Below are 17,289 nucleotides of genomic sequence, written 5' to 3' on the forward strand. Positions count from 1 at the left end.
ACGGGGAAACAGGGGAGCGCGCGCAACTGATCGCGGCGCATTGGGGCAAGCGCAGCAGCGACACACCCGCAGCGTACGAGAGCACGTCCGGCCGCATGACGATACGCAGGCCAGCGCAGGACAGGCCGGGTCGCCCAAATGAGGGCGAGCCCTCCGCGTCGCTCGCGCGGCGGACGGATTTGCCACCCCGCGTGCGCGGGTTGCTGGACGGACTGCTGGAGCTCACGTTCACGCACTTCGAAAGCGCGATCCTGCGCACGCTCGACGAAACCGAACACGCGCTGTTCAAGCTGGCCGAACGCTCCAGCAGCAGTGCGCAGCAGCAGAAGCGCTTCGAGGGTCTTCGCGAGGTCCGGCACGGCCGCGCCGATGTAGCGCCGCGCTTCCTGCAGCACGTGGAATCGATATTCACGCGCATCCGCGGTGCGCCGAAGCCGCCACCTGCGCCGGATACGGCCGATCCCTCCATGCCGCTCGAACTGATCGATGCCGCGGTACTCGAGGAGGATCTTGCGCTGCAGGAGATCATCGGCAAGTCGGAAATCCGCAACAGTCAGGTGCTCTATGCGCTCGCGCATCGTCTCGGCGTGCTGGCCGGTACGCCGGCCTGGCCGCACGACACGATGCCGTTGGGTCCGGCGCAACTCGCCGCCGCATTCCGCTGCGCGATGCAGCCGCTCGATCTGGACACCGAGCATCGCGTGCTCGCCTATCGGCAATTCGACCGCCTGGCGATGCTGCCGATCGCGCCATTCTACGAGAGCGTGAACGCCTACCTCGTCGCGCAACGCGTGCTGCCCAACCTGCAGATGCCGGCCGGCTATCGGCGCGGCGACTCCGCGCGCGAGGCACTCGCCGAGCAGGCCGCGCTGGAGCCGGTGCTTCCGCGTGATCCGCCCGAAGCGGCGCCTGTGCACGACGGCGGTGACCAGGAGCTGTTCAAGACGCTGCGCAGCCTGCTTGCAGAGCAGCGGCGCCTCGACGGTGACGTCCCGGGCATCTCCGAAGGCCAGGTTTTCAGCGCCAGCCAAAGCGACGTGCAGTCCGTGCTCGGTGCGCTGCAACGCAGTCCAGGTACACGCGCGACCGCCAACGCCGCGTATGACAGCGAACATTTCAGGAACACGCTGCTGGTCAAGTTGCGGCGCGCGAGTCCGGAAGGACGTCCGCTGCGGCTGGCCGAGGAGGACTCGGACACGGTCGACCTCATCGGCATGCTGTTCGACCACATCACGCGGAGCATGCACGGCAGCGCAGGCGCGCTCGGCCTGCTGGCACGGCTGCATGTGCCGGTGCTGCGTGTCGCGCTCGACGACAAGACGTTCTTCACACGTCGCGACCACCCGGCACGGTTGCTCCTGAACACGATTGCCGAAACCGCCGTGCACTGGATCGACGATTCGGAATCGGATCCCGATCTGGTCAAGAAGATGCAGATCGTCGTCGACCATGTCAGCGCCGATTTCGACGGAGACGTCAGCGTTTTCGGCAACCTGCTCGATGACCTCGGTCGGCATATGCAGCTGCTGGCGCGCCGCGCCGAAGTCGTGGAGCGCCGCCACGTCGATGCGGCTAAGGGCCGCGACAAGCTCGATATCGCGCGCGAGACCGCTCGCAGCGCGATCGTGCACGTGCTGCAGGAAGGCACACCGACACTGATGGTGCGCTCGCTGCTCGAGCACGCCTGGACCGATGCCCTCGCGCTGAGCGCGCTGCGCAGCGGCAAGGACGGCAGCGAGTTCAAGCGACGCGTTGCGGTCGCCGAGCAGCTGGCACGTGCCGCCCCCGCGTCACCGGCGCCGGAGCCGGAGCCGGTCGATGCGGCGCTGCGCGAGGACATCGATGCGGGGCTGCGTCAGGTCGGCCTGCACGACGATGACGTGCGCGGCGTGCTCGACAACCTGTTTCCCGCACCCGGTACGGCGCCCGTCGCCGCGCCGGAACATCTGGATCGCATCAGCAGCGCGCTGAAGGACAAGACCCGGCTCGGCGGTGGCAATACGGACCGCCACGCAGCGCCGGTTCGCTCGCCGGTCACGCTGACCGACGCGGAAGCGGAGATGCTCGAACGGCTGCGCAAGATTCCGTTTGGCACCTGGTTCGAATTCGTGACCAACCAGCAGGGCCAGTCGGTGCGTCGCAAGCTCGCCTGGTTCTCGACCATGACCGGGCGTTGCCTGTTCGTGAACCAGCGCGGCGCACGCACCGAGGACACGACGCTGGAGCAGTTGGCCCGCGACATGGCGCGCGGCCAGGCGCGCGTGGCGGCCACCGAGCAACTGTCACTGATCGACCGCGCCTGGAAGGCGATCATGGCCACGCTGCGTCCGCAAGCAGCCGATCCGGCCGAGGCGCCGCGCGCATGAACGAAAAACGCCGCCTTCCGCGCAAGCGTCCGGACGTCGCCCTGCAGGTGACCGATGCAATGACCGGCGACGTCGTGGGCCGGCTCGGCAACCTCTCGCTGGAAGGCATGATGCTGATCGCCCATGCCCCGATCATCGAAGACGGGCTCTACCAGTTCGTATTCCATCTGCCCGACGCGCACGGCCGGTTGCATCCGCTCGAAGTCGGTGTCCACGAGCAATGGAGCGAGGCGTCCAACGTCCGCGGCCACCACTGGATCGGCTTCCGTTTCATCGACATCACGGCTGAGGATCAGCGCGTGCTGCGCGACTGGCTCATGCACGCCGAGGAGTTCCAGGGCTGAGCGCCGAACACGACCCCGACAGCCCTGTCGCAGAAAAGCCGCTCCGATCAGATCAGTTCAAAGCCTGACCGGCGATACGCGGCCCGGGCACGGCGCATAAGCGCGCAGAAAGAATTCGACCGTCGCCCGCACATGGCGCTCGATGTCGTGCTCGGAAATCGGCTCGGAGCATCCACACAGCAGACGCGCGTGGAATTCACCCTTGAGCAGCGCGAAGAACTGCGCTGACGCGCGCGGGATATCCGCGATTTCGAGCTGACCGGCCTCAACCTCATTGTGCAGGAATTGCTGGAAATGACCCTGCACCCGCTTCGGACCAGCGTCCCAGAACATCTGCACCAGCTTGGGCGATGTACCCGTGCCCGACGTCAGCACGCGATGCAGCGAAATCGATTCCGGCGCCATGACCAGCGAAAAGAACGCACGCGCGATCGCTTCGAGCTGATGCCTGACCGGCCCCTTGAGATCGACGTCGAACAACGTCGCCGGCATCTGTTCCTCGCAGCGCGCGCGGATCGCGGCGAAGAACAGCGTCTCCTTGTCCGTGAAATGGCTGTAGACGGTCAGCTTCGACACGCCGGCCTCGGCGGCGATCACGTCCATGCTGGTGCCTTCGAAACCCGACTGCGGGAACAGGCGCTTGGCGGCCTCGAGGATCGCTGCGCGCTTCTCGAGATCCTTCGGGCGACCGGGGCCGCATGACTTTGCAATAGCTAACGTCATTTTATGGATACTAGCTGGACTACCGGGTTCAGTTTTTATACTATACTACGGAGTACATGAACGGGGATAAATGGTTTCCCGCGATTATGCCTTCGGCGTGGCGGCATCAGGCTTGCAACATGGCTTTTAGCGTCCGCAGGCTCCTCGCGCAACACGCGGCCCAGGAAACCGGATCCTTCGCCTGTTTGAAAGCCTCTCGACCGCGTCGCCCGGGAACTCCCCCCTCCCGCACCCGGGCGGCGTTGGTCGAGAGCACTCGCGCCGGATAACAACGCGCACATGTTCGGCTTCACCGCGGCGGGAGAATCGATCTTCGCGGCTCACCGCGATGGCCCATGTCTTGCTAGGAACGACCCCATGCAACCTTCTCCGCTGATCGAGCATCCCATTGCCGCGACACACGTGTGCGCGGTGTCCGGAACCACACCATGACCGCGCACGCCGTGCCGCAAGTGGGCGAGCAAGCAGGCAACGCGGTGAGCTGGCCGCTGCGCATGGCGCAGCGGGCGTTCGCCGCGTTGATCGACAATGCCACGCGCGATCATGCCGCCGACATTGGCACGTTTCGCATGGCGCGGCGGACATTGTCCGCGCTGTCCGCGGACGACCTCGCCAGCCTGTCGCGCTGGCTGACACTGCAACTGGTGACGGGCACCGCGCGCGACGCCGCCCTCGCCGGCCAATCGATGTCACGTGTTGATGCGATGCTGGCCGCAACGATCGGCGCAGCCATCGCGCGGACGCACGAGGAACTGTTGCACGGCGCGGACGCGGGCGCGGCTGCCGCGTGACAAGCAGGGCTGGCGTCGCGATGACTTCCGGCACTTCGACCCGGGTGCACGCGCCGCCAAGGTAGATTGCCGCGGATGCAGTGAGTGCCTATGCTTTTCAACCTTTTTTTCTTGCGGAAGCCCCGACCATGCTGATGAACACCGAGCTGGCGCGACAGAACATGGTCGAGAACCAGGTGCGCACCTGGGAAGTCCTCGATGCGCGCGTGCTCGACACGCTGGGTGCCGTGCGCCGCGAGGACTTCGTGCCGGCGCGCCATCGCGCGCTCGCGTTCGCCGACCTCGCACTGCCGATCGGCCACGGGGAAGTCATGCTGAAGCCGACCATCGAGGGTCGCATCCTGCAGGCGCTCGCGCTCGCTCCCGGCGAACGAGTGCTTGAGATCGGCACCGGCAGCGGCTTCCTGACCGCCTGCCTGGCGCGGCTCGCAGGCAGCGTGGTCAGCGTGGAACAGCACGCGGACCTGGCTGAAGCCGCGCGCGCGAATCTGGCGGCAGCCCAGGTGCGCAACGCGCGCATCGAAGTCGCCGATGCGATCCGCGACTTCTCGCCCGGCGAGTCGTTCGACGCGGTAGTAGTCGGTGCCGCGGTCTACGCATTGCCCGAAAGCTTCCAGCGCTGGGTCAAGCCCGGCGGCCGCCTGTTCGCGGTGGTCGGCGAATCGCCGGCGATGCAGGCGACGTTGTACACGCACCCCGATGAAACGCACTGGCTGTCGGAAAGCCTGTTCGAGACCGACCTGCCGTATCTGCGGAATGCCGAACCCCCGCGCCGTTTCACGCTCTGAACGCGCGGGCAGGAAATCCCCACACTTTCGAAGGAAGAAACCGATGATTCGCATCCGCTCCCTGTCGCTGGCCGTCCTGCTGGCGATTGGTGCTTCCGCGGCACACGCTGACGACCTGATGCAGGTCTATCAGGAGGCGCGCGCCGCTGATCCGACGCTGGCCGGCGCCGAGGCGACCAAGCTCGCCACAGACGAGAATGTCGACCAGAGCCGCGCGCAACTGCTGCCGCTGATCGCGGCGAGCCTGGATTTCACGCGCGCGCGTGCCGGCGACAATGGTGTTTCGCTGGTCCCCGACCCGACCAAGCCTGGCAACCCCAACGCGACGATTCCGGTCGATGGCATCACCAAGACGACCTACACGCGCGCGACCACCGCAACGCTCAACCAGAGCGTCCTCGACATCAGCAAATGGACCGCGCTGAAGGCGAGCCGGTACACCGCGCAAGCCGGCGCGGCGACCTACGATGCCGCGCAGCAGGCGCTGCTGGTCCGCGTCGCGAGCGCGTACTTCAACGTGCTGAGCGCGCTCGATGCGCTGAAATTCGCGGACGCGAACGAGAAAGCGCTCGGTCGCCAGCTCGAGCAGGCGCAGCAGCGCTTCGAGGTCGGCCTTGCCGCGATCACCGACGTCAATGACGCCAAGGCGCAGCATGACCAGGCAATCGCCAGCGTGATCAGCAACCAGAACAATGTCGATCAGACACGCGAAGCGGTGCGCCAGATCACCAATCAGGAACCGGGTGAGTTCAAGAAGCTGCGTGAGAGCCTGCCACTCGACCACCCGACGCCGGACGATCCCAAGGCCTGGGTCGATGTCGCGCTGAAGCAGAACCCGGCCCTGCACTCGGCCGCACTGCAGGTCGAGGCGGCGAACGCGAACATCAACACGGCGCGCGCTGGCCACCTGCCGACGATCGGTGCGCAACTGAGCTATGGGCGCTCGCCAAGCTGGGGCGACTCCAGCCTGGGCGGTGTCGGTGAATTCCACAACTTCAGCGGCGACCCGAAATGGGGCAGCTCGATCTCGCTGGTGCTGAATGTACCGATTTTCAGCGGCGGCGCCACGCAATCGCGCGTGCGCCAGGCGATCTACAACCGCGACTTCGCGCAGGACCAGTTCGAAGTGAACCGCCGCCTCGTCGAAGCGACCACGCGCAACAACTTCCGCTCGGTGATCGCCGGCGCCAGCGAGGTCGAGGCGACGCGCGCTGCGGTCGTGTCCGCGCAGAGTTCGGTCGAGGCGACCAAGGCCGGTTACGAGGTCGGCACGCGCACGATCGTCGACGTGCTGATCAGCCAGCAGACCCTGCTGCAGGCGCAGAGCAGCTACTCGGCCGCACGCCACACGTTCGTGCTGAACGGCCTGCTGCTCAAGCAGGCGGCCGGCGTGATCGAGGTGAAGGACATCGAGGCGATCAACGCTTTGCTCGAATGAGTACCGTAGGAGCGGCTTCAGCCGCGATGCTTTTCCAGCGATGTCAGAGCAACGGCATCGCGGCTGAAGCCGCTCCTACAACACCCCCTGACTATCGCTGCTCGTGTTCGCTTCGGCCAGCACACGCTCGACGATCGCCATCGTCCGCTCGACCGCGCCGCGCTCGCTTTCCATCACTGCATGCGCCGCCTCGCCCATGCTGCGCCGCTCGACGTCGCGTGACAGCAGGCGCACCACGGTCAGGCCCAACGCGTCACCGTCGGCGATCCGGATCACCGCGCGCGCCTTGATCAGGTCCTCGGTGACCTCCTCGAAATTGAACGTCTGCGGCCCGACGATGACCGGCCGCGCCAGTGCCGCCGGCTCCAGCAGGTTGTGGCCTCCGACCGGCACCAGGCTGCCGCCGACGAACGCGACGTCGGCCGCAGCGTAGAAGTCGATCAGCTCGCCCATCGAATCGACCACGAAGCATTGGCAGCTCACGTCGGCGCCGCCCTCCTCGCTGCGCGTCGCGGTGCGGAATCCGTAGGCGCGGCAGGCCGCGGCAACCGGCTTGAATCGTTCCGGATGGCGCGGCGCGATCAGCAACAGTGCATCCGGAAAACGCCGCAGCACGGCCGCATGCGCCTTCAGCACGATCAGCTCCTCGCCCTCGTGCGTGCTCGCGGCGATCCACACCGGCCGAGCGCCGCCGGCCGCCGCGCGGAACGCAACGCCACGATCGCGCGCACTATCCGGCACGGCCATGTCGAACTTCAGATTGCCCACCACCGCCAGACGCGGTTCGGCGGCGCCCAGCGCGCGCAGGCGCTCGTTGTCGGACGCCGATTGCGCGGCGACGAAACTCACGCAACGGATCGCACGGCGCACCAGCGGCTGGATCGGCCAGTAGCCGCGCAACGATTTTTCCGACAGCCGCGCATTGGCGACGACGATCGAGATGCCGCGCTCGGCGCACGTCATGAACAGGTTCGGCCAGATTTCGGTTTCCATGATCACGGCCAGGCGCGGCCGCACGCGATCGAGGAAACGCTTCACTGCCGTGGTCAGGTCGTACGGCAGGTAGACGTGAAACACGCGATCGCCGAACAGCTGCAGCACGCGGTCGGACCCGGTCGGCGTGACCGTGGTGATCACGAACCGGGAATCGCGGTAGCGGCGCATCAGCGCCTCGATCAGCGGCACCGCGGCGTTGACCTCGCCGAGCGAGACCGCGTGGATCCAGATGCTGTCGCGGATGCCGGGGTCGGGGAAGAAACCGAAGCGCTCGCGCCAGCGCGCGAAGTAGCCGTGGTACTTGATGCCGCGCGCGGCCAGCCGATACACGACGAATGGCGTCAGCAGATACAGCGTGAGGGTGTAGACGAAGCGCTGGAACACGGGAGCGACGGACGCGGAGGGTGCGAAAGTATAGCTTCGGGGGCCGTGGGCCAAAGGATGGAAGCCGGACCGCGCCCTCGGCCTGCCGCCCGGCTTCCTCCATAATCCGCGCGATGCGCCAGACCGCACCGCCGTTCCGCTACGCACTGCTCGCCCCACGCCACTGGCCCGCCTGGATCGGGCTCGGTTTCATCGCGCTTGCCGCGAAAGTGCCGCGCCGGCTGCTGTTCGGGGTCGGACGCGGGCTCGGCTGGCTTGCCGCACGCATCATGCGCGAGCGCCGACATGTCGCCGCGTGCAATCTCGCACTGTGTTTTCCGGAGCTCGAAGACCGGAAACGAGCGGCGCTGCTCGAGGAGAACCTGCGCGACAGCGGCACGATGCTGGCCGAGTTCGCGCTGGCCTGGATGGGCTCGGTGCGCGCGATCGAACGTATTCCGGTCACGTTCGAGGGCCTGCATCATCTCGAGGCCGCCCGCGCAGCCGGGCACGGCGTACTGCTCGTGGGTGCGCACTTTTCCCATCTGGAACTTTGCTCGCGCCTCGTCTCGCAGCGGATCGCGATCGCCGGCATGTACCGCGAACACGCCGACGCCGCGTTCGAGTGGGCGATCAAGCGTGCACGGCTGCGCTATGCGGACGCGATGTTCGCCAAGGACGAACTGCGCCAGACCGTGCGCTACCTGAAGTCCGGCGGCACGGTCTGGTACGCGCCGGACCAGGATATGCGCGGCAAGGACGTCGTGTTCGCGCCGTTCTTCGGCGTGCCCGCGGCGACGATCACCGCGACGCATCACCTCGCGCGCCTGTCCGGCGCGAAGGTGATTCCGTTCTTCCATCGCCGCGATGACGGCGGTTATGCGATCCGCCTCGAAGCACCGCTCGGCGATTTCCCGAGCGCCAATGCGGTGGCGGACACGGCGCGCGTCAATGCCAGCATCGAACGCATGGTGCGCGAGGCGCCAACCCAGTACCTTTGGATGCACAAGCGCTTCAAGACGCGACCGCGCGGAGCGGCGGACGTCTACTGACCGGCACATCCTGAGGGGGAGAGTCGCATGGCGTTCCTGATCGTTATCGCGAGTTGCATCGTCGGCCTCGTCGTCGGCAGCGTGGTCGGCAACGACGCAACCGCAGCCTTGGGTTTTCTGGGCGGCTTCGCGATCGGGCTCGTGCTGGTGCGCCAGCGCAGCCTGTCCGCACGTATCGACGTGCTGCGCAATGAACTCGATGCGTTCAAGCGCGCACCGCGCGTGCCTGCACCGGCCGCGACGCTCGCACGCGCCACGGACGCGCATCCGGAGCATGCCGAAGCGCCCGCTCCGGACGTTGCAGCGGCGCCGGCAATCGCACCGCGCGCGGTCATCGACCAGCCCGTGATCGACGCCACGGCGCACGCGGCGACGCCGCCCCCTGTGCCGCCGCAAGGCACGTCACCGTCCGCGACCGTCGGCGGAACACGAGAACCCCTCGAACCCGGTCCCGTCGAAAAAGTCGCCGCCTGGCTGAAACGCTGGTTCACCGAGGGCAACGTGCCGGTCAAGGTCGGCATGCTGGTGCTGTTCGCCGGCATCGCTGCCTTGCTCAAGTACGCGAGCGACGAGGGCTGGCTGCGCCTGCCCGTCGAGTTCCGTCTCGCCGGCATCGGGCTCGCCGCGATCGGCTCACTCGCGTTCGGCTGGCGCGAGCGCGCCCGCCGGCGCAGCTTCGGACTCGCGTTGCAGGGCGGCGCAATCGGCGTGCTGGTACTGACCGTGTTCGCTGCATTCCGGCTCTATCAGCTGCTGCCGGCCGGCGCAGCGTTTGCGTTGCTGCTGGTCCTGGTCGCCGGTGCCGGCGTGCTCGCGGTGCTGCAGGACGCGCTCGCGCTGGCCGTGCTCGGCATCCTTGCCGGCTTCGCCGCGCCGATCCTGATCTCGACCGGCAGCGGCAACCACGTCGTGCTGTTTTCGTACTACGCGCTGCTCAATCTCGCGATCTTCGCGATCGCCTGGCGCAAGCCGTGGCGCGCACTGAACCTGCTCGGCTTCTTCTCCACCTATGCGATCGGCACGGCCTGGGGCGTGCTGCGCTACGAGAACGCGCTGTTCGCGAGTACCGAACCGTTCCTGCTGATCTGGTTCGCGATCTATCTCGCGATCCCGATCCTGTACGCGCGCCGGCAGGCGCCGCAAACGCGCGACCTCGTCGACGGCACGCTGGTGTTCGGCAATCCGCTGGTTGCGTTCGCGCTGCAGGCCGCGCTGCTCAGTGGCGAGCGCATGCCGCTCGCGTATTCGGCGCTGGCGCTCGCCGCAGTCTACGCAGCGCTCGCGGGGTGGCTGATGCCGCGTCTGCGCACGCTCGGCGAATCCTTCGCGGTGCTGGCGGTCGGCTTCGCGACGCTCGCGGTGCCGCTGGCGCTGAGCGCACGTGTCACCGCCAGCACGTTCGCGCTCGAGGGTGCGGCGCTGGTCTGGCTCGGCCTGCGCCAGCAGCGTCGGCTGCCACGGATCAGCGGCCTCGTGCTGCAGGCGCTCGCGGCGGGCGCATTCGCTTTCGCGCTCGCGTTCGGCAGCGCCGGCGGCGGCATGACGCCGATCGCGAACAGCCTCTGCATCAGTGCATTGCTGATCGCGGCGGCGGCGTTCGTCTGCGCCTGGCTGTACTGGCGCGACGGCGCACGGCCGCAACTCGCATTGCTGTTGTACCTGTGGGGACTCGCCTGGTGGCTCGGCGCCGGCCTGCGCGAGATCGACCATTTCGTGCCGACGAGCCTGCAGACACAGGCATTGCTCGCGTTCGCGGCATTGACGGCTGCATTGGCGGGATTCGCGTTCCTGCGCGTGCGTGCAGGCGCGCCCGCGTGGACGGCAGCGATCGCGCTCGCGTTCGGCATCGTAGTGAGTCTGATGTTTGCCAATGCCGGCGCCCGTCCGTTCGCCGGCTGGGGCCTGGCCGCGTTCGCCGCGTATGCGGCCGCGGGATTTTTCGCGTTGCGCGCGCTGCGCGATGAACCGGGCAACACGCCCGTCGTTGCGCAGATCGGCTGGCTGTGGACCTGGACACTCGCGCTTGCGGTCGCGATGCGCCAGTTCGCCGGCGACGCGCAGCTCGCGATCGGCTGGCACGACGCGGCGACCCTGCTGCCGCTGCTCGCCGCATGGACGATCACGCTGCTCCGACCGGCGTGGATCGCGCCTCCGCTCGAGATGCGCTTCGCCGGACACCGCGGTCTGCTGCTCGCGTCGCAGGCGCTGGTCGCGATCATCGCGTTCGCCAGTTTGCTGCTGCACGACGGTGCCAGCGCACCGCTGCCGTTCGTCCCCGTGCTCAATCCGGTCGACCTTGCGCAGATCGGCGTGCTCGCGCTGGCCGCGCGCTGGCTGGCCGATCGCGATACCGCCACCGACCTCGCGGCGCGGCGCGCGACGCTGCTCGCCGTGGCCGGTTTCGCATTCGTGACCGCGGCGACGCTGCGCACCACGCACCAGCTCGGTCACGTGCCGTGGGACGCGAGCCTGTGGTCGTCGAACCTCGCGCAGACCGCGCTGACCGTGGTCTGGAGCGTGCTCGGCGTGCTCGGCTGGGTGCAAGGCTCGCGGCGCGGCAACCGCATGCTGTGGCTGGCCGGCGCTGTGCTGATGGGCGTCGTGCTGGCCAAGCTGCTGCTGGTCGACCGCACCCATCTCGGCAACCTGTTCGGTATCGCCTCGTTCATCGCGTACGGTCTGCTGTGCACGGTGATCGGCTATTTCGCACCGGCGCCGCCGCGTGCGCCGGTCAATGGAGCTGTCCCATGAACGTGCGCGCCCTGCTCGCTTCCACGCTGCTCGCCGCCTCCGCCGCGAACGCGAACACGCCGGCGGACTATGCCTATACGTTCCCGATCGAGACGGCGGCGAGTCCTCAAGATGGAAACAGCGCGTGGCGCATCGAACTGACGCCCGAAGTCTATGCCTGGGTCCAGGATGCAGCGCTGCGCGATGTCGAGGTCTTCAATGCCGCGCGGCTGCCCGTACCGTTCGCGCGTATTGCGACCGAGCCGGCGGCGACCTCGCGCGAACAGAATGTGCCGCTGCCGGTGCTTGCGCTGCCTGCTGCCGCGTCCGGCGCCGCCGCGAGCGATCTGCGCCTGGTCATCGACCGCGATGCCGACGGACGCTTGCGTCGCATCGATGCAGGCGAGCAGACACCCGCGACCACGAAATCGACGGTACGCGACTGGCTGCTCGATGCGAGCGCTGTCGATCGTGCGATCGACAGCGTCGTGCTCGCATGGACCGCGCCCACGTCCGGCGTCGTCGCCCGCTTCAGCATCGAGGCCGGCGACGATCTGCAGACTTGGCGAAATGCCGGCAGCGGAACCGTGCTGGCGCTCGAACAGGCGGGCGCCCGCCTCGAACGCCACGACATCGTGCTCGGTGGCGTTCGCGCGAAGTACCTGCGCCTGCATCGGCTCGACGACGGTGCGGATCTCTCCGGCCTCGGCGCACAGGCGCATTCGGTCGAGCGCGGCCACGCGGCGCCGGCTCGAGGATGGCTGGACGCGGCCCTGGTTGCCACGCCGGCGGACGTCGAATTGCCCGCCGGCGTGGCGCGTTTCGACTATGCCCTGGCGTCCGCGCTGCCGATCCATGCCGCGCGCATTGAGCTCGCGAACGACAACGCGCTCGCGCCGCTGACGCTGTCGGCACGCATGCCGGGGAGTCCGGGCCGCGAGTGGAGCGATCTCGCTCGCGTCACTGCATTCCGTCTGCGCTCGGGCGACGAGACGATCCGCAACAGCGACATCGACCTGACCAGCACACCGCGCCTGCGCGAGTTCCGTATCGAATCGCGCGTGCCGTTGGCCGCGGCGCCCCGGCTGGCCCTCGGCTACCGACCCGACAGCTTCGTGTTCCTCGCCGAGGGCGATGGCCCCTGGACGCTCGCGGTCGGCAGCGCACGGGTGCGGCGCGCCGACTACCCGGTCGACGCCGCGCTCGCGGGCCTGCGCGCGAAGTCCGGCAAGGACTGGCAACCGCCGCTGGCCAAGCTCGGCGCCGCGCGGGAAAGCGCGGGGGCGATCGCGTTGAAACCGCCGCCGGCACCGACCCCCTGGCGGCGCTGGCTGCTCTGGAGCGTGCTGGTCGCCGGTGCGGCCGTGGTCGGCGGTTTCGCGATCAGTCTGCTGCGCGGTACGCGAGACAACAAGCCTTGAAGCCCTCCCTTTCAAGGGAAGGAGGGATGGGTTTATTCCTGCGGTCGCGCCATAGCAACACCATCCCCACCCAACCCTCCCCTTGAAGGGGAGGGCTTCAAACGCAGATCGGAACTATGTCGGATGGGGCGCTTCAGATGTCTCCCCACGCGCAGCCAGCGCCGCGCAATACAGTGCGAGCAGCCACCAGAACAGCAGGCCCCACCACGCTGAATAGAACGCGAGGTGCGTGTTGAGCGGAAAGCACATCGCAACCAGCGCAAGTCCGGGCGCGAACGCGCGCGCGCGCGCGGCGGCGTCCGCGCGCCACCACGCGCGCAACGCGAGCCACGCGCCCGCTATCCAGAACGCAAGACCGAGGACGCCGGTCTCGCTCAGCACCTCGAGCACGATCTGGTGTGCATGCGAAGCACCGATATCACTCGCGGTGTCGACGAAGCGGTCGTTCGGCGCCGCATAGTGCGGATAGGCGTAGCGGAAGCCGCGCACGCCGACGCCGGTCAGCGGATGCGCGGCGCTCATCGCGAGCGCGGTGTGCCAGATGCTGAGGCGTCCGGCCGAGGCCTCGTCGATCGCGCGTTCGGTGCCGCGCAGCGCGAGCAGGCTGCGCTCGATGCGCGCGCCGAAGCGCGTCGAGTCGTGCCAAGCGAGCGCGCCGAGCGTGCCGATGCCGATCGCGAGCGCGGCGAGCACGCCGAGGAAGCGGCGCGGGTCGCGCGTCTCGTGCCAGGCGAGCAGCACGCCGACCAATGCGTAGGAAAGCCACGCTGCGCGTGAGCCGGCAAGCAGGATCGGGGCGACGAGCAGCACGAACGCGAGCGCGAGTCCGCGTCGGCCGAAGCGCGCGCGTGCCGCGAGCAGCACGAACGGCGACAGCACCGCGAGCACCGGACCGAGCTTGAGGTTGCCCGCTCCGAAGATGCCGGAGACGCGCTCCATTTCGGCTGCGCCGCCGAGGCTGTAGCCGGTCGCCATCTGCACGTAGGCATCGATCGCCCACAACGCCACGATCATGCCGATCGCTGCGGTCAGCGCGGACCAACGCGCCGCATCGCGCAGCGCCCAGACGGTGAACAGCGCGAACGGCAGGAAGCGCAGCGTGACCGCGACGGTCGACCAGGTCTTGCCGTGCTCGACCGCGGCGAACCCCGACAGCAGTGCCGGCAGCCAGTAGCACGCAAACAAGGCGAATACGAGGCGCGAGGTGTGATCGCGCCAATCAACGCGCCATCGCGCCAGCAGCACCAGTGCGGCGATCCCTCCGCACGCGAGCGGCAGCTCGGAACTGCGTCCGAGCGGCAGCAGCACGAGCACGGCGAGAACGAACAGCGCGGGCCAGAGCGTCGTGCGGGAAACAGAAGGCGGGATCACGCGGCATCCTGCGAGGGAAGTCCGCCCATTCTATCTGTGCGCGCCACATGGCCCGGCATCCGCGAGAGCGGATGCGCGGCGAGCGGTCTCAGCGCTGCACGATGCCGCGGTACAGCGCGAGTGTCGCGTCCTGCATGTCGACCAGGCGATAGCGCGTGAGCGGCGCGATTGCCGGTGCCAGACGCAGCAGCTCTGCCGCGCGCTCGGCGAGGCGCTCGCGATCACCGGGCGGCACGCGGCCGGCCGGATACAGGTCCGCGAGCAGTTCGCCGACGCCGCCATGGTCGTAACCGAGCACCGGACGGCACAGCGAAAGCGCCTCGACGACCGTGCGGCCGAACGCCTCCGGCTTGTTCGACAACTGCAGCACCAGCGCGGAAATCGCATAGATATCGCGCGCGTCGTCACGTTGCGCGCTGATCACGATGCGGTCGGCGACGCCGCGCGATGACGCGACCTGTTCAAGCTCGGCCACGTAGGCTTCGCGTCCGGCCTGGCGCGCACCGAGCAGCAGCAGGCGTGTGTCGATGCCGCGCGCCTTGAGGTCGGCGACCAGCTCGATCGCGTCAGCATGGCCCTTCAGGCGCGTGCCGCGCCCCGGCAGGGTCAGCAGCGGCGCGCCGGCGAGCTGCGCGAACTCGGCGAAGAACCATTCGCGCCAGGAGCCGTCCGGTTGGTAGCCGTATGGGAAGTCCTCCGGATCGACGCCTCGCGGGATCACTACGAGCTTGCCCGGGTCGGTGCGCGGATAGTTGCGCAGCAAGTAGTCGCGCACCGTGTTCGACACGCAGATCACGCGGTCGCCACGGGTCATGATCGCGCTGTAGCGGCCGGGACTGTTCAGGCCGTGTGCGGTTGTGACAAACCGCGCCCGCGCCGACAGGCCGCGCAGCGCGAACCAGCCCAGCCAGGCCGGCATGCGCGAACGCGCATGCACGATGTCGGGACGCTCGCTGCGGAACAGGGCACGCAGCTTCGGCACCTGCGCCAGACTGGCCAGCGACTTGCGCCCGATCGGCAGCGTGACATGCTCGCTGCCTTCGGCGACCAGCCGGTCGACGAAACGGCCGCCGCCCGAAACCACGATCGAGCGATGGCCTTCCGCGACCAGCGCGCGCGCGATCTCCAGTGCGGAACGCTCCGCACCGCCGGCTTCCAGCGCCGGCAGCAGCTGCATGATGGTCAGGGCGCGCGACTGCACGATCGGCGTGTGTCAGGCGATCAGGTCGTATTCGGCGCCGCAATAGGGGCATTTCACGTGACCGCCCTGCTCGGCGATCGGCAGATACACCTTCGGATGCGAATTCCACAGCGACATGCTCGGCATCGGGCAGGACAACGGCAGGTCCGCGCGGGTGACCTGATAACGGTTCTCGGCATTGGCGGGAATGGTCTTTTCCGCCGCGGGATTGGGGCGCGACATGGCTGGCTCCATCGACAAGTCGTCCAGTTTACCAGCAGGACGCGTGCCAACCCGTTCACATTTTGCCCGTGACCCCGATCGCGCTGCCGGCGCGAATTCCAGCGCGGCGCGCCCCCCGGCCTTCTGGCCTAGAATGCCGGCAGCTGCATTCCATCGACTCAACCGGGAGGAGCACGTGGATACAACCAAGCTGGTAGCGCGGGTCAAGGCGATTCTGATGACACCGAAGACCGAATGGCCGGTCATCGCGGCGGAACCGGCGACGGTGCCCGACCTTTACAAGAACTACATCGCGATCCTGGCCGCGATTCCGGCCATCGCCGGTTTCATCAAGGGCAGCCTGATCGGCTACGGCATGTTCGGCATCCACTATCGCACACCGATCATGGCCGGCATCACGGGCATGATCGTGACGTATGCGCTGGGCCTCGCGCTGGTCTACGTGATGGCGCTGATCATCGATGCGCTGGCGCCGAGTTTCAGTGGCCAGAAAAACCAGGTGCAGGCGCTGAAGGCGGTCGGCTATGCATACACCGCGAGCTGGATCGCGGGCATCGGCGTGATCATCCCCGGCCTCGGCTGGCTGATCGCGATCGCTGGTGGCATCTACAGCATCTACCTGCTCTATCTCGGCCTGTCGCCGACGATGAAGTGCCCGCCGGAGAAAGCCGGTGGCTATACCGCGGTGAGCATCATCATCGCGATCGTGCTGAGCTGGATCATCATGCTGATCGTCGGCGGCATCATCGGCACCAGCGCGATGATGGGCGGCGCGTTGAGCGGCGCGCATGTCAGCAGTGACGGCGGCGAGGTCACGATCGACAAGGACAGCACGCTCGGCAAGCTCGACGCCTGGAGCAAGAAGATGGACGCGGCCGGCAAGCAGATGGAGGCCGCGCAGAAATCCGGCGACGCCGACGCGCAGGCCAAGGCGCTGGGCGCGGTCATGGGCGCCGCGACCGGCAGTGGCCAAGTGGAGGCACTGGCGCCCGACGTGCTGAAGCCGTTCGTGCCGGACACACTGGCCGGCCTCAAGCGCACCGAGTTCTCGGCCGAGCGCAACGGTGCGATGGGCATGCAGATCTCCGAGGCGCATGCGACCTATTCCGACGGCGCGGGTCGCTCACTGCGTCTGGAAGTGACCGACATGGGCACCGCCAAAGGCCTGATGGCGCTGGCCGGCTGGGCCGCGGTCGAGAACGACAAGGAAACCGACCACGGCTATGACAAGACCTACAAGCAGGACGGCCGCCTGATCCACGAGCAATGGGACAGCCAGAGCAAGAGCGGCGAATACGGCATCGTGCTCGGCGACCGCTTCTCGGTGAAGGTCTCCGGCAACGCGGACAGCATCAACGATCTGAAGGCCGCGGTCGCAGGCCTCAATCTCGCCGGGCTCGAGGCGCTGAAGGAACAGGGTGTCAAGAAGGGTTGACGCGGCGAGCAGTCCGCTGACCCGCGGCAACTGTCCACATTACTTTGG

Annotated in this window: 14 protein-coding genes; 9 read left to right on the forward strand and 5 right to left on the reverse strand. The window is 67.9% G+C overall.

The features are described 5' to 3' along the window. The first annotated feature begins 191 nt into the window (after positions 1-191). Both ABD002_RS13610 and ABD002_RS13615 read left to right on the forward strand, forming a co-directional pair. A complete protein-coding gene (locus ABD002_RS13610) occupies positions 192-2,366 on the forward strand; it encodes a DUF1631 family protein (protein ID WP_343792003.1) in 2,175 nt (724 codons plus the stop codon). After that, a complete protein-coding gene (locus tag ABD002_RS13615; RefSeq protein ID WP_343792005.1) occupies positions 2,363-2,710 on the forward strand; it encodes a PilZ domain-containing protein in 348 nt (115 codons plus the stop codon). The genes ABD002_RS13610 and ABD002_RS13615 overlap by 4 nt, the downstream gene beginning before the upstream one ends. Positions 2,711-2,767: 57 nt before the next feature. Here the strand turns inward: ABD002_RS13615 and ABD002_RS13620 are convergent, their stop codons facing one another. Beyond that, entirely contained in the window at positions 2,768-3,433 is a 666-nt protein-coding gene (locus ABD002_RS13620) for a TetR/AcrR family transcriptional regulator (RefSeq protein ID WP_343792007.1), read from the reverse strand. A 428-nt stretch (positions 3,434-3,861) separates the two neighbouring features. On the opposite strand from ABD002_RS13620, the gene ABD002_RS13625 reads away from it, so the two are divergent. From ABD002_RS13625 to ABD002_RS13635, 3 genes are all read left to right on the forward strand, one after another. Beyond that, positions 3,862-4,224 carry a hypothetical protein gene (locus tag ABD002_RS13625; RefSeq protein ID WP_343792009.1) on the forward strand — a complete coding sequence of 121 codons (363 nt, stop codon included), beginning with the start codon at positions 3,862-3,864 and terminating at the stop codon, positions 4,222-4,224. A 128-nt stretch (positions 4,225-4,352) separates the two neighbouring features. After that, positions 4,353-5,012 (forward strand): protein-L-isoaspartate O-methyltransferase family protein, encoded by a 660-nt coding sequence (locus tag ABD002_RS13630; protein ID WP_343792011.1) that lies wholly within the window; start codon positions 4,353-4,355, stop codon positions 5,010-5,012. Between the two features lie 43 nt (positions 5,013-5,055). After that, on the forward strand, positions 5,056-6,450 hold the full coding sequence (locus ABD002_RS13635) for a TolC family outer membrane protein (RefSeq protein ID WP_343792013.1): 1,395 nt from the start codon (positions 5,056-5,058) through the stop codon (positions 6,448-6,450). A gap of 75 nt (positions 6,451-6,525) precedes the next feature. Here the strand turns inward: ABD002_RS13635 and waaA are convergent, their stop codons facing one another. Further along, positions 6,526-7,830 (reverse strand): lipid IV(A) 3-deoxy-D-manno-octulosonic acid transferase, encoded by a 1,305-nt coding sequence (gene waaA, locus ABD002_RS13640; protein ID WP_343792015.1) that lies wholly within the window; start codon positions 7,828-7,830, stop codon positions 6,526-6,528. 113 nt (positions 7,831-7,943) lie between these two features. Between waaA and lpxL the strand changes: the two genes are divergently transcribed. The 3 genes from lpxL to ABD002_RS13655 are packed head-to-tail and all read left to right on the forward strand — an operon-like array spanning position 7,944 to position 13,012. After that, positions 7,944-8,861, forward strand: a complete 918-nt coding sequence (lpxL, locus tag ABD002_RS13645; RefSeq protein WP_343792017.1) for an LpxL/LpxP family Kdo(2)-lipid IV(A) lauroyl/palmitoleoyl acyltransferase — start codon at positions 7,944-7,946, stop codon at positions 8,859-8,861. Between the two features lie 27 nt (positions 8,862-8,888). Then, positions 8,889-11,612 (forward strand): DUF2339 domain-containing protein, encoded by a 2,724-nt coding sequence (locus ABD002_RS13650; RefSeq protein ID WP_343792019.1) that lies wholly within the window; start codon positions 8,889-8,891, stop codon positions 11,610-11,612. After that, positions 11,609-13,012 (forward strand): DUF3999 domain-containing protein, encoded by a 1,404-nt coding sequence (locus ABD002_RS13655; RefSeq protein WP_343792021.1) that lies wholly within the window; start codon positions 11,609-11,611, stop codon positions 13,010-13,012. Before ABD002_RS13650 ends, ABD002_RS13655 begins: the two co-directional genes overlap by 4 nt. Positions 13,013-13,126: 114 nt before the next feature. Here ABD002_RS13655 and ABD002_RS13660 read toward each other — a convergent pair whose 3' ends face one another. From ABD002_RS13660 to ABD002_RS13670, 3 genes are all read right to left on the reverse strand, one after another. Continuing rightward, positions 13,127-14,383, reverse strand: a complete 1,257-nt coding sequence (locus tag ABD002_RS13660) for an O-antigen ligase family protein (RefSeq protein WP_343792023.1) — start codon at positions 14,381-14,383, stop codon at positions 13,127-13,129. Between the two features lie 88 nt (positions 14,384-14,471). Next, entirely contained in the window at positions 14,472-15,560 is a 1,089-nt protein-coding gene (locus ABD002_RS13665) for a glycosyltransferase (protein ID WP_343792159.1), read from the reverse strand. Positions 15,561-15,596: 36 nt separating this feature from the next. After that, positions 15,597-15,806: a zinc-finger domain-containing protein gene (locus tag ABD002_RS13670; protein WP_343792025.1), complete on the reverse strand. Its 210-nt coding sequence runs from the start codon at positions 15,804-15,806 to the stop codon at positions 15,597-15,599. A 175-nt stretch (positions 15,807-15,981) separates the two neighbouring features. Here ABD002_RS13670 and ABD002_RS13675 point away from each other — a divergent pair, with 175 nt between their 5' ends. Next, a complete protein-coding gene (locus ABD002_RS13675) occupies positions 15,982-17,241 on the forward strand; it encodes a Yip1 family protein (protein WP_343792027.1) in 1,260 nt (419 codons plus the stop codon). Positions 17,242-17,289: the final 48 nt, after the last annotated feature.

It is taken from the genome of Dokdonella soli (assembly GCF_039523175.1).
In the GTDB taxonomy this organism is placed as follows: domain Bacteria; phylum Pseudomonadota; class Gammaproteobacteria; order Xanthomonadales; family Rhodanobacteraceae; genus Dokdonella_A; species Dokdonella_A soli.